This window comes from Mycobacterium sp. (genome assembly GCF_032161845.1).
Taxonomy (GTDB): domain Bacteria; phylum Actinomycetota; class Actinomycetes; order Mycobacteriales; family Mycobacteriaceae; genus Mycobacterium.
Genome location: NZ_JAVRQA010000132.1, coordinates 1 through 12,827 on the forward strand (window position 1 = coordinate 1; position 12,827 = coordinate 12,827).

General features: G+C 64.1%; 12 protein-coding genes and 1 pseudogene. 11 read left to right on the plus strand and 2 right to left on the minus strand.

Annotated features, from left to right (window positions below):
• Positions 1-422, minus strand: a 422-nt coding sequence (locus QOD90_RS07825) for a nuclear transport factor 2 family protein (RefSeq protein WP_526348335.1), incomplete at its 3' end; no start/stop codon positions are given.
• Positions 423-975: 553 nt separating this feature from the next.
• Here QOD90_RS07825 and QOD90_RS07830 point away from each other — a divergent pair.
• The 6 genes from QOD90_RS07830 to QOD90_RS07855 are packed head-to-tail and all read left to right on the plus strand — an operon-like array spanning position 976 to position 8,629.
• Entirely contained in the window at positions 976-2,163 is a 1,188-nt protein-coding gene (locus tag QOD90_RS07830; protein WP_526348353.1) for an MCE family protein, read from the plus strand.
• Positions 2,160-3,188, plus strand: a complete 1,029-nt coding sequence (locus QOD90_RS07835; protein ID WP_526348337.1) for an MCE family protein — start codon at positions 2,160-2,162, stop codon at positions 3,186-3,188. The genes QOD90_RS07830 and QOD90_RS07835 overlap by 4 nt, the downstream gene beginning before the upstream one ends.
• Entirely contained in the window at positions 3,188-4,270 is a 1,083-nt protein-coding gene (locus QOD90_RS07840; RefSeq protein ID WP_526348339.1) for an MCE family protein, read from the plus strand. The genes QOD90_RS07835 and QOD90_RS07840 overlap by 1 nt, the downstream gene beginning before the upstream one ends.
• Entirely contained in the window at positions 4,267-5,703 is a 1,437-nt protein-coding gene (locus QOD90_RS07845; protein ID WP_526348341.1) for an MCE family protein, read from the plus strand. Before QOD90_RS07840 ends, QOD90_RS07845 begins: the two co-directional genes overlap by 4 nt.
• Positions 5,700-7,034: an MCE family protein gene (locus tag QOD90_RS07850; RefSeq protein ID WP_526348343.1), complete on the plus strand. Its 1,335-nt coding sequence runs from the start codon at positions 5,700-5,702 to the stop codon at positions 7,032-7,034. Before QOD90_RS07845 ends, QOD90_RS07850 begins: the two co-directional genes overlap by 4 nt.
• Positions 7,034-8,629, plus strand: a complete 1,596-nt coding sequence (locus QOD90_RS07855; protein WP_526348345.1) for an MCE family protein — start codon at positions 7,034-7,036, stop codon at positions 8,627-8,629. The genes QOD90_RS07850 and QOD90_RS07855 overlap by 1 nt, the downstream gene beginning before the upstream one ends.
• Before the next feature lie 163 nt (positions 8,630-8,792).
• Here the strand turns inward: QOD90_RS07855 and QOD90_RS07860 are convergent, their stop codons facing one another.
• Positions 8,793-8,975: a hypothetical protein gene (locus tag QOD90_RS07860; protein ID WP_526348357.1), complete on the minus strand. Its 183-nt coding sequence runs from the start codon at positions 8,973-8,975 to the stop codon at positions 8,793-8,795.
• Between QOD90_RS07860 and QOD90_RS07865 the strand changes: the two genes are divergently transcribed.
• The 5 genes and pseudogenes from QOD90_RS07865 to QOD90_RS07885 all read left to right on the plus strand — a co-directional run.
• The gene (locus QOD90_RS07865; RefSeq protein WP_526348355.1) at positions 8,904-9,059 is read left to right on the plus strand and encodes a 4Fe-4S domain-containing protein; all 156 of its coding nucleotides are present in this window, start codon (positions 8,904-8,906) and stop codon (positions 9,057-9,059) included. The two genes, QOD90_RS07860 and QOD90_RS07865, sit on opposite strands and share 72 nt — an antisense overlap.
• The gene (locus QOD90_RS07870; protein WP_526348347.1) at positions 9,056-10,309 is read left to right on the plus strand and encodes a cytochrome P450; all 1,254 of its coding nucleotides are present in this window, start codon (positions 9,056-9,058) and stop codon (positions 10,307-10,309) included. Before QOD90_RS07865 ends, QOD90_RS07870 begins: the two co-directional genes overlap by 4 nt.
• Before the next feature lie 24 nt (positions 10,310-10,333).
• The gene (locus tag QOD90_RS07875) at positions 10,334-11,797 is read left to right on the plus strand and encodes an aldehyde dehydrogenase family protein (RefSeq protein WP_526348349.1); all 1,464 of its coding nucleotides are present in this window, start codon (positions 10,334-10,336) and stop codon (positions 11,795-11,797) included.
• A gap of 135 nt (positions 11,798-11,932) precedes the next feature.
• Positions 11,933-12,148, plus strand: a pseudogene (locus tag QOD90_RS07880) (enoyl-CoA hydratase/isomerase family protein); the annotation flags it as partial.
• A 69-nt stretch (positions 12,149-12,217) separates the two neighbouring features.
• Positions 12,218-12,827: SDR family NAD(P)-dependent oxidoreductase (locus tag QOD90_RS07885; RefSeq protein WP_526348351.1), on the plus strand; the 610-nt coding region annotated here is incomplete at its 3' end.

Sequence of the window (12,827 nt, forward strand, 5' to 3'; positions counted from 1 at the left end):
CCGAGCGTGATCCTGCGGTGGGCGAGCAGCCACCCGTCGGGGCCGCGTACGAACAGGTCGTCGTACTGTCCGACGAGGCGCAATTGTGGCGTCGTCGTCGTCTGGACGAAGAACTGGAAGTAGGACCTCGCCCGCGCACCATTTCCGTCGACGTCGACGGCGATGGTGCCGACCAGGTGACGGGTGCCACTTCCTGGCCCGATCTCGCCGGAGTCCCTTCGCGCCTGACTGCCGGCGCGGATGTCGGTGTGGCCGCGGCGCGGCCCGCCAGGCAGCTCCCAGCGCGCGTCAGCGGTGAAGCACCGCACATAGGCGTCCACGTCGCCGGTGTCGGCGGTGTGGGCGATGTGTGCGATCAAATTTCGGATCGCCGCATCGTCGTGTGCCGCAGGGTTTTCCTGCCGTTCGGCTGGCTTTGCCATCGGCTCCACATATCCTCGCGCTTCACTCCATTGGACAACTTTAACATAGTACGCACTATAGTCAGGTTGGCCGACTCGGGGTCCGGGCCGCGTGGCGGGACCAGCGCGAGTCGCCGAGGTGAGATGGAAAACGGGGAGGTGACCGACGGCCGAGACCTGGTTGTGGGCGACGCCAAAGCCCCGTCAAGGTGCTTGCTTCGTAGCTGAGGATGCGGGTGAGAGTGTCGACCGCATATGAGTGTTGACGTTTCCTGGCCCCGCTGCCTCGGGCTCACCGGGCGATGCGCCCGACCTGATCTCATGACCAAAAGTACTGCGATGCTTCCAATCGTCGGCACAACCAGCAAAAAACCTGATCTGCTCAAAACGCTGCGGCGCATAGTATAAATTGTATATTTGATGTTCTATCCATATATGGAATCGAAGGGGACGGGGTCTTGACATACGCAGACGACCTGGTGTCGGTTGTCGATGTTGCGCTGGCGTCCCCGGTCCACGGCAGCCCCGTCGCGGGTCGGTGTCGACGGATCGCGACCATGCTCCCGGCTGGCCGATGAATCACGCCGTGGTGCGCGCGGTAGCAGGCTTTGCCACCCTGCTCGTGCTCGTCGCGATCGTCGGGGTCAGCGTCGGCCTGTTCCAGGGGAAGTTCAGCGACACAGTGCCATTGACGGTGTTGTCGCAACGAGCCGGCCTCGTGATGAACCCCGACGCGAAGGTGAAACTGCTCGGCGTCCAAATCGGCAGAGTCGACTCGATCGAAGAACGACCCAACGGTCAAGCCGCCATCCACCTGGCCGTCGATCCCGCGCGCCTGCGCCAAATACCGGCCAATGTTGTTGTGGACATCGCCTCGACGACGGTCTTCGGCGCCAAGTCCGTGGAACTGGTCCCTCCCGCTGAGCCATCGCCGCAGACCTTGCACCCCGGTCAAGTGCTCGACGCCGATCACGTCACCGTCGAGTTCAACACGATCTTCGAGCAGCTCACGTCCGTGTTGTCGAAGATCGAGCCCGTCAAGCTGAACGAGACGCTCGGCGCGATCTCATCGACGCTGGATGGCCGCGGCAAGAAGATGGGCCAGACGTTCGACGATCTCGACCAACTCTTGACCAAACTCGAACCCAGTTTGCCCGCGCTGAGCCATGACATCGAGATGGCACCCACGGTGGTGAACGCCTATGCCGACGCCGCACCGGATCTGCTCACCACCGCCGCCAACGGCGCACGGATCAGCCAAACCGTCGTCGACGAACAGCAGAACCTCGACGCGTTCTTGATCGGCGCGATCGGGCTGGCCGACGTGGGCAACGACGTGGTGGGTACCAACCGGCAACCTCTCACCGACGTGCTGCACCTACTGGTATCGACGACCGACTTGACCAACCAGTACAACCCGGCACTGACGTGTGGACTCGCCAGCCTGCTCACCCTGTCGCAAAACGCGCCACTGCCGGAGCCGGGAGTGGTCACCTCCGACGGCTTCCTGCTGGGCCGGGAACGGTACCGCTACCCGTCCAACCTGCCGAAGGTCGCCGCGACGGGCGGACCGCAGTGCGCTGACCTTCCAGAGGTACCCATGGAGGCGCATCCGAAGTTCGTCGTCGCCGACGTGGGCACCAACCCGGCGCAGTACGGCAACCAGGGGATCCTGCTCAATTCCGACGGTCTCAAACAGATGCTGTACGGGCCCATCGACGGACCACCTCGCAACACGGCGCAGATCGGACAGCCCGGGTGACTGGTTCCTATCGTGGGACGATCGTCAAGCTTGGGGTCTTCGCGGTCGTGATGGTGCTCGTCAGCGCGGTCTTGTTCTTCATCTTTGGGCAGTACCGGACCGGTCCGACGAACGGATACTCCGCGACGTTCTCCGACGTGTCCCGGCTCAAGTCCGGCGACTCGGTGCGAGCGGCGGGGATTCGGGTCGGCACCGTCAGCGACATCACCCTGAATCCGGACCACACCGTTCGGGTCGACTTCGACGCTGACCCCAACGTCAAGCTGACCCGCGGGACCAAGGTGACGGTGCGCTATCTCAACCTCGTCGGCGACCGATTCCTCGAACTGGTCGACAGCCCAGGGCCGACCACGATTCTGCCCGCCGGCTCACAGATTGCGATTGACCACACCGCACCCGCACTGGACATCGATCTGTTGCTCGGCGGACTCAAACCGGTGGTTCAGGGACTCAATCCCCAAGACGTCAACGCACTGACCGGGTCGCTACTGCAGATCATCCAGGGCCAGGGCGGCACCGTGGAATCGTTGCTGTCGCACACCGCATCCTTCTCCAACGACATGGCCGACAACAACCAAGTCGTCGAGCAGATGATCGACAATCTCAACACGGTGGTGGCCACGCTGTCCAAGGACGGCGACAAATTCTCCGGCGCGATCGACCGCTTCCAGCGCCTGGTCAGCGAACTATCGGCGGACCGCGATCCGATCGCTGGCGCCATCGACTCGCTCAGCAACGGGACGGCGTCGATCGCCAATCTGTTGAACTCGGCGCGCCCGCCGCTCGCCGGCACGGTGGGCCAGTTGAGCCGACTCGCACCGCTGCTCGATCAAGACAAGGACCTCATCGACGTCGCACTGCAGAAGGCGCCCGACAACTACCGCAAACTAGTCCGGCTCGGCTCCTACGGCAGCTTCATCAATTTCTACGCCTGCGGATTGTCGCTGCGCGTCACCGATCTGCAGGGCCGGACCGCAGCGTTCCCCTGGATCAAACAAACAACGGGGAGGTGCTCGGAGCCCTAATGCTCAAATACCGCGGAACCAAACTCTTTCGGGCCGGCGTCCTCGGCGTGGTGCTGATCGTGCTCGTCATCGCCGTCGGGCTCAACCCCGAGCGGCTCACCTCATGGGCGACGTCGGTTCGTTACGGGGCGTCGTTCGCCGACGGTGGCGGCCTCGCCGTCGGTAACGACGTCGCCGTCTCGGGCGTCAAAGTCGGTACGGTGACCGACATTTCAGTTCAGCAGGGCATGGCGTTGGTCGAGATCACCATCAACAGCACGGTCGCGCTCGGGTCCGACAGCACCGCGCACATTCGCACCGGGACGTTGCTGGGTGCGCGAGTCGTGACACTGGACAGCGCGGGCAGCCACAGCATGCATCCCGGTGACGTCATTCCGATCTCCCGCACTTCGTCGCCCTATTCGCTGACCGACGCGGTCTCCGATCTGACGACCAACACTGCCGGCACCGACACCGCAAGCCTCAACAACTCGTTGGACACCCTGTCGGCGACCATCGACCAGATCGCGCCGCAGCTGGGTCCGACGTTCGATGGATTGACCCGGTTGTCGACCGCCCTCAACGGGCGCAACGACACCCTGCGTGAACTGCTCAAGAACACCGGCTCATTGACCGGAATCCTGGCTGACCGTGGCCAACAGCTCAACACCCTCATCCTCAACGCCAACGAACTGGTAGGAGTGCTCAATGACCGGCGGCAGGCCATAGTTCAACTGATCGCCAGCACCGCCGCGGTGGCCCAGCAGTTGTCCGGGCTGGTGGCCGACAACGAGAAGCAGCTCGCGCCCGCGCTCGAGAAGCTCAACTCGGTCACAGCGATGTTGGAGAAGAACCGCGACAACATCGGCAAGATGCTGCCGGGACTGGCGAAGTACCAGATCACCCAGGCGGAAGCCGTCTCGAGCGGGTTCTACTACAACGCCTTCCTTCCCAATCTTCAACCCGTGCAACTCATTCAGCCATTCCTGGACTACGCGTTCGGGTTCCGTCGCGGTGTCAACGCTGGTCGGCCGCCGGACAATGCCGGGCCGAGGGCGGAATTCCCGTTCCCCTACAACGGGATTCCTGGAGGGTCGCGATGAACCGCAAGCTCTTGACCATCGTGGCGTCCGTCGCGCTGGCGGTGCTGCTCGTGGGCGGTGTCGCCTTCCTCGTGCGCGCCAACTACCTCGGGCCGAGGACGATTACCGCCTACTTCACGAGTGCCACCGGCATCTATCCCGGGGACGAGGTGCGGATCGTCGGGGTGAAGGTCGGCACCATCAGCGCCATAGAGCCGGCGGGAGGGCAGGCCAGGATGATACTGACCGTCGATCCTGACGTGCCGGTTCCTGCGGATGCCAAAGCGGTGATCGTGGCGCAGAGCCTGGTCTCCGCGCGATACGTCCAGCTGGCGCCCGCCTTCGAGTCGAACGGTCCGACGATGCGCGACGGAGCAGTGATTCCCGTCGAGCGCACGGCCGTTCCCGTCGAGTGGGACGAGGTGAAGACGCAGTTGACCAGGTTGGCCACGGAACTCGGTCCCAAGAGTGGCGTATCGGGCACCTCGGTCTCCCGATTCATCGAGAGCGCCGCCAACGCCATGGATGGCAACGGCGACAAGCTGCGCCAAACGCTGGCGCAACTGTCTGGGGTGGGTCGGATCCTGGCCGATGGCAGCGGAAACCTCGTCGACATCATCAAGAACCTGCAGGTGTTCATCGACGCGCTGCGGGACAGCAATGAGCAGATCGTGCAATTCCAGGGCCGGTTCGCCGCGTTGACCAGTTTGATCGACGACAGCCGACCAGGTCTCGACGACGCGCTGAGCGACCTGTCGTCAGCGATCGGCGACGTGCAACGGTTCGTTGCGGGAAGCCGGAATCAGGTCGGCGAGCAGGTGCAGAGACTTGCAAACGTTACCCAGAATCTCGTCGACCACAAGGCCGACCTGGAGAACGTGTTGCACGTGGCGCCGAACGCGGTCGCCAATGCCTACAACGTGTACAACCCGTCCAGTGGGGGTCCGGTCGGATCGTTCACGGTGAACAATCTCTCGGATCCCATCGCGTTCATCTGCGGGGCGATCGGAGGCATCGCGAACACCACCGCACCCGAGACCGCGAAACTGTGTGCGCAGTATCTCGGCCCCGCGATGCGCTTGCTGAGCCTCAACGCCATACCAATTCCGATCAACCCGTACCTGACGAAGGCGCCCTCACCCGAGGAGCTCATCTATTCCGACCCGAACCTCGCGCCGGGAGGCGCTGGACCGGCTCCCGGAGCACCGGAGATACCGCCGGCGGTGTCGGCCTATACCGGGGCCGCGAGTAATCCTTTCCCGGTGCCCGCAGACGTGCCGTTCCCGGCTGTCGCGCCAGGCTCGAGTGCGCCCGATCACCTGCCAGCAGCTCCGTCACCGGCGTTGTACCCCGGAGCACCGGTGCCTGCGGGACCACCCGGCCCACCGCCGTCGTCGACGGTGCCGACGGTTCCGGAGATGCTGTTGCCAGCCGAGGGGACACCGCCGTCATGAGCGCTTCGAATGGTGTGCGCCTGGGCGTGATGGGGGCGTTCCTGGCTCTCGTGGTATCCGGGTGTTCGTTCTCGGGTTTGAATTCGCTGCCACTGCCCGGCGCCGTCGGCCGTGGGTCCGACGCCACCATCTACCACGTCGAGATCGCCAATGCCGGTACGTTGGAGGCGAATTCGCCGGTGATGATCGACGACGTCGTGGTCGGCAGCGTGGTGAGGATGACGTTCTCGAATTGGCATGCCGATACCGAGATTTCACTGCGACCCGATGTGATCGTGCCCGCCAATGCGGTCGCCAGCGTCGGACAGACCAGCTTGCTGGGGTCCATGCACGTGTCGCTGGACCCGCCGCTCGGCCAGCCGCCGAGTGGACGACTCGATCCGGGCGCGACGATCCCGCTGAACCAGTCGTCGGTCGCTCCGTCGACTGAACAGACGCTCTCATCGCTTTCGGCAGTCGTCAACGGCGGAGGACTCGGTCAGATTGGTGACGTCATACACAGCCTCAATGACGCCTTCACCGGTCACGAGGGCCAGATCCGTGACGCTCTCACCCGCCTCGACACATTCGTCGCCACGCTCGACGGGCAGCGCAACAACATCATCGACACCATTGCGGCGGTAAATCGGTTGTCGACCAGCTTCGCCGACCAGCGTGACGTCATCACCGAGGCGCTCCGCAAGGTCCCTCCCGCTCTGGACGTGCTCATTCGGGAGCGCCCGCGCATCACCACCGCGTTGGAGAAACTGGGCACGCTCAGCGACACCACCAACCGCCTGGTCAACGATTCCCAGGCTGATCTCGTGCAGAACCTGACGAATCTCGAGCCGACCTTGCGTGCGCTGGCCGACATCGGGCCCGGCTTGGACAAAGCCATTGCGTACGCACCGGCCTTTCCATACGGCCAGGACATCATCGACCGTGGCGTGCGGGGCGACTACATGAACCTGTTCATCACCCTCGACCTCACCGTTCCCCGCCTCAAGCGAACACTGTTCTTGGGCACCCGCTGGGGTCAGAGCGATGCAAAGCTGATCCCGGCGCCCGGAGATCCCAGCTATCTGAACTACTCCTACGATCCGCTCGGCGCTCCGCTCACCGCGCTCCCGGACGCACCGCCCGGTGCCGAAGGAGCTCCGGACAATGCGTCGCTTGGTCCGGACGCCGCCGCGGCGCCTCCGGTGGCACAAGCAGTGCTGCCGGTGAATCCGCCGCCGCTGACCACCGAGGTGACACCGGCGCGACCCGGCGCGCCGGCCGAGATCTTCGCCGGGCCCTACGGTTCGACGCCACCGGCGTCCGAGGCCGGGCCCACGACCGGAGGTCACTGATGCTCACACGCTTCGTCAGAACCCAGTTGATCATCTTCACGGTCGCGTCGGTCATTGGTGTCGCCGTGATGGCGTTCGTCTACATGCAGGTGCCGACACTGCTGGGCCTCGGCCGCATTACCGTGAAGCTGGAGCTACCGGCCTCGGGCGGGCTCTACCGCTTCAGCAACGTGACTTATCGAGGGGTGCAGGTCGGCAAGGTCACCGACGTCAACGTGATCGGCGTGAACCACGTCGAGGCGACGCTGTCACTGGGCGAGTCACCGAGGATACCGGCGAACTTGGTGGCCCAGGTGCGCAGCATATCGGCGGTCGGCGAACAGTACGTTGACCTGCAACCGCACGATGAGTCGCCGCCGTACCTGCAGGACGATTCGGTGATCCCCTTGTCCGCCGCCACCATTCCCCAGCAGGTCGGCACCATGCTGGACCAAGCTAGCGCGCTGGTCAACAGCATTCCCAAGGACAAGCTCGGGTCATTGCTCGACGAATCGTTCAAGGCCTTCAACGGCGCCGGCTACGACTTCGGGTCACTTCTCGATTCGTCGACGATATTGGCCCATGACGCGAACGGGGTTGCCGACCAGACGCAGGCCCTCGTCAACGACATTGGCCCACTCCTGGACACGCAGGTCCAAACCACCGATGCGCTCAGGGTGTGGACACGCAGCCTTGCCGGCATCACCAATCAGGTGACCCGAAGCGATCCACAAGTGCGGACGTTGCTTCAGGAGGGTCCCGGATTCACCGACGAGGCGTCGCGGCTGTTCAACCAGATCAAGCCGACGCTGCCAGTGTTGCTGGCCAACCTCACCACCATCGGCCAGATCGCGGTCACCTACCGTCCGTCATTCGAGCAGCTGTTGGTGTTGTTTCCACCGAGTACCGCTACGTATCAAGCGGTCTCGCCACGCAACAACGCGACCGGCCTGCCGCTGGGTGACTTCACCATGACGGTCGCCGACCCCCCGACGTGCACCGTCGGATTCCTGCCCCCGTCGTCATGGCGATCACCGGCGGACACCACGGAGATCGATACCCCCGACGGGCTGTACTGCAAACTGCCGCAGGATGCGCCGATGGCAGTGCGCGGCGCGCGGAACTATCCGTGTATGGGCCATCCTGGAAAGCGGGCGCCGACGATAGAGCTCTGCGACGACCCCACCGGCTTCGTACCGTTGGCGCAACGACAGCATGTGCTTGGTCCCTACCCGATCGACCCGAACCTGGTCTCACAGGGCGTTCCCCCAGACGGCCGCCTCGATCCATCCGCCGACATCTACGGTCCGGTCGACGGGACTCCGCGGCCACCGGGTGCCGGACCTGCCCCAGCGGCCGTGCCAGCACCCGTGCCCGACGACGCCGAGGCGGTACCAGCGCCGCCCCCGCCGGCCACCGCCGATGACGGTGTCCCGGCCGTCCCGAGTTCGTTCCAGGGCAGCCGACCGGGATCCGGGCCGTCGGTCGCCTTCGCTCAGTACAACCCGCGAACCGGCGTCTACTTAGGACCTGACGGTGATGTTTACCGGCAGTCAGACCTGGTGCAGTCCGTTAAGCCCAAGGCGTGGACCGACATGCTGCTGAGCCCGCAATAAACCCCGGCCGTGGCTCGGTGTTCACCTTCTCGACTGTGGTGCGACATAGTCGAAATATGGTGCGTCACTGAGGTTCAGGGTCCGAGGGTTGCCTGTTCAGACGCTCGTCCGTGGTGTATTTTATATATTTGAGGTTATATCTGCCTGATGTCGGCCACACAGGTCAGGGCGGGCCCGCGATGGTGACGATGGTTTGGTTTTCGAACAGAGGAGCGAGGTCGTGAAGGTACGGGTGGATCCGGAGCGTTGTCGTGGGCATGCGCGGTGTCTCTTGTTGGCGCCAGAGGCGTTTCACTTTCTCGATCTCGACGATCGGGCCGCCGTCGACGATGACGCGGTAGAGCACGTCGAGATTGCGCTCTTGCTCGAGGCCGAGCAGGAATGCCCTGAACGAGCCATCACCGTTGACCCGCAGGGAGCCCGGACGTGACCGACGTGGAATCGCGAAGCGACGATTTGGCCTCGCAGCTCGACCAGCATTCGGGCTACTTCCGGGAGAACGTCTACGACATCTATGGCGAGCTGCGGAAGCAGTGCCCGATGGTGCACTCCGAGAAGTGGGGCGGTTTCTGGGCTTTCCTCGACTATGACGATGTCTACGATGCCGAACAGGTAGCGGAGATCTTCAGTTCGGGAGCGGGCAAGGAGGTCCCCGGCGTACCCGGCAGCATTCCGTTCATTCCGATCGACTACGACCCTCCGCTGGTGCAGGACTACCGCAAGATTGCGCTTCCGTTCTTCTCGCCGGGTGCGGCGAAGGCGCTGGAGCCCACGTTCCGGCAGCTGACCACCGAACTCATCGACGAATTCATCGAATCGGGAGAGGCCGACATCATCGGCCAACTCACCACTCCGCTGCCAGCGCGGTGGATTCTGCAAATGCTCGGTTTCGACGAGAGCCGCTGGCGTGAATGGGTCGAGTGGATTCACGGCACGGTTCACGAGCTGGCCACCAACCCGGAGAAGAGTGCCGCATCGGCGGGCGAGATCTATGCAAATATCACCACCGAGATGGCCAAACGTCGCACCGAAGGGTACGGCGACGATCTACTGAGCGTTTTGATGCAGGGAGAGGTCAACGGCACACCGCTCGATGACATGCAGATCCTCGGCTACGCGTTTCTGATGCTCCTGGGCGGCATGGACACCACTAGCGGATTGACCGGCAATGCCTTGGTGCGCCTTGAGGAACAGCCCGAGCTGCGCGAGCGACTGATTCGCGAGCCGGCGGTGCTGCCGAAAGCCACCGAGGAGTTCCTACGCCACGACACGCCCACCCAAGGCTTGCCCCGCATCGTGACCAAGGACTGCGAATTCAAGGGTCAACATTTCTCCGCAGGAGAGCGGGTACTGCTGATGTTCGCCGCGGCCAACCGGGACCCTAAGGTCTTCGAGGATCCCGATCTAATCGACTTCGATCGGGTAGCCAACCGGCACTTGGCCTTTGGCGTTGGTCCGCATCGCTGCATGGGCTCCAACCACGCGCGGGTGATGTTTCAGGTGATGATGTCGGAGATCCTGACTCGGCTGCCCGACTACACGATCTCCGGGAAGATCGAGCGCTTCGACGACGCCGGCTCGGTCTACGCGGTTCGTCGGCTGCCCATCCGGTTCACCCCGGGGTCCCGCTCCGACGGTGCGCAGACTCAGGTCGCCAATCGTGCGGGAACCGATGCGTGAGGTCTGCGCGCGGCCCGGGGAGCGATGACCGTGGGTGAAGTCAGAATGCTCATCGACGGTGACCTCGTCGAGGCGGCGTCTGGAAAGCGGTTCGCGAATGTGAATCCCGCGACCGAGGAGGTCTTGGGTGAGGTCGCCGACGCCGACGCCATCGACATGGCACACGCGATCACGGCAGCACGGCGTGCATTCGACGGCACTGACTGGTCGACTAACAAGGCGTTGCGCAAGCGCTGTCTTCAGCAGTTGCAGGACGCCCTAGTGTCCGAGAAGGAACAGATCCGTCAGGAACTCGTCGAGGAGACCGGCACTCCGCTGATGATGACCTTCGGCGCTCAGCTGGACTGGCCGCTCGAGGATGCGTTGACCTGGCCGATGCACTACATCGACGAGTTCGAATGGGAACGTGACCTACCGGTCAGCCATCAGATGGGCATCGCCAGCCGACGTGCGGTCTACAAGGAAGCGATCGGCGTCATCGGTGCGATTGTGCCGTGGAACTTCCCGCTCGAGGTGACGCTCAACAAGCTCGGACCGATTCTGGCGACCGGCAACACGTGCATCCTCAAGCCAGCGCCCGACACGCCCTGGAACGCGACGCGGCTGGCGCGACTCGTGGCCGAGAAGACCGACATTCCCGCGGGCGTTCTGAACATCGTGACGTCGGCCGATCACTTCGTCGGCGAAGAGCTCACCCGGGACCCGCGCGTCGACATGATCTCGTTCACCGGATCGACCGCCACCGGACGGCGGATTACCGAGACGGGCAGCGCGACGCTCAAACGAGTCTTCCTCGAACTCGGCGGCAAGTCCGCCATGATCGTGCTCGACGACGCCGACCTCGGTGCTGTTCTAGCCGCCGCACCAATGATGGCGTGTACCCATGCGGGGCAAGGCTGCGCGATCCTGACTCGGGTCCTGGTGCCCCGGTCGCGCTACGACGAGGCCGTGCAGATCCTCAAGGCGGGCTTCGAGGCCGTCCCATACGGCGATCCCACCGACCCCGTGAACGTTGGTGGCCCGCTGGTGAGCCGCAAGCAGCAGGAGCGAGTCCTGGGCTACATCGAGAAGGGCAAGGCCGAGGGTGCCGAAGTCGTCGTCGGTGGCGGGCGTCCTGCACACCTGCCAAAGGGGTTCTTCGTCGAGCCGACTCTGTTCGCCAACGTCGACAACAAGATGACCATCGCGCAAGACGAGATCTTCGGCCCCGTCCAGGTGGTCATCCCGTTCGACGGCGACGAGGATGCGATCCGCATCGCAAACGACTCGAGCTACGGTCTCTCCGGCGGGGTGTACTCCGCCGACGAGGACCGGGCGACCCGCGTTGCGCGCCGAATCCGCACCGGATCGGTCGGGGTCAACGGCGGCATGTGGTACGGCGCCGACTCGCCGTACGGCGGCTACAAGCAATCCGGGATCGGCAGGCAGTGTGGCCGTGAGGGTTTCGAGCAGCACCTGGAGACCAAGTCCATCGCCTGGACGTCCTAGCCCTTTGTCGCCGTGCGTAGCTCCTGCGTCGCAGGAGCATTGGCAACGCCGACGCCAGGTGCGGGTGACTGCGCGCTGTGCGTCAGGCCATCGATTACGTACGCAACGAATGAGGACAGCACATGACCGATACCGTCCGCACGAGAGGTGTTGGCCCAGTGCTGCCGGACCGCGCCACACGCCCGCTCGGTGGTGAAGTCCAGCTTGGACAACTACATGGGCCTATTCGACCGGATCGGCATGAAGGCCAGCTACAGCGGGCCGAAAGCCGTCGAGGGCTTTCTCGCGTTCAAGGGCAGACGGTCGCCCGAGTGGGTGCACCCGGATCTGCGAGTGGATGGCCGCCTGTAACCGGCCACCTCTGTGCGCACCCCACCATCGACACCCACCCGACCGCCAGCGCTACGAAGGAATGACACTGTGGATCTAGGACTCTCCGGGGCAACCGCCCTCGTCACCGGCGGTAGCAAGGGCATGGGTTTGGCGATTGCGGAATGCCTTGCCGCCGAGGGTGCCTCGGTGGCGATCATGGCGCGAGGGCAGGCGGGACTGGAGACCGCGGTGAGCAGGTTGCGTTCCGCCGGCGCTCCTGACGCCTTCGGAATCAGCGTCGACATGTCGGATTCGACGTCCATCGACGCCGGCTTCGCGACACTCGGTGATCGGTGGAGCGAGCTCAACGTACTGATACACGCGGTCGGGCCACACTATGGCCCGTTCGAAGACCTCGACGACGGGGATTGGCGGGCCGCGTTCGACATCGGCACCATGTCGGCAGTGCGAACCGTCCGCCATGCCCTTCCCCTGCTGCGCGCTGCGCCGTGGGCACGCATCGTCACTCTGTCGGCGCACTCGATCCAACGGCAGAGCCCTCGTCTGGTTGCTTACACGGCCACGAAGGCCGCACTGTCGAGCCTGACGAAGAATCTCGCCAAAAGCCTGGGGCCGGAGGGCATTCTGGTGAACTGCGTGTGCCCCGGCACGATCGTCACGGCCAGCTTCACCGAGGATCTCAAGGAGACCCTGGCCG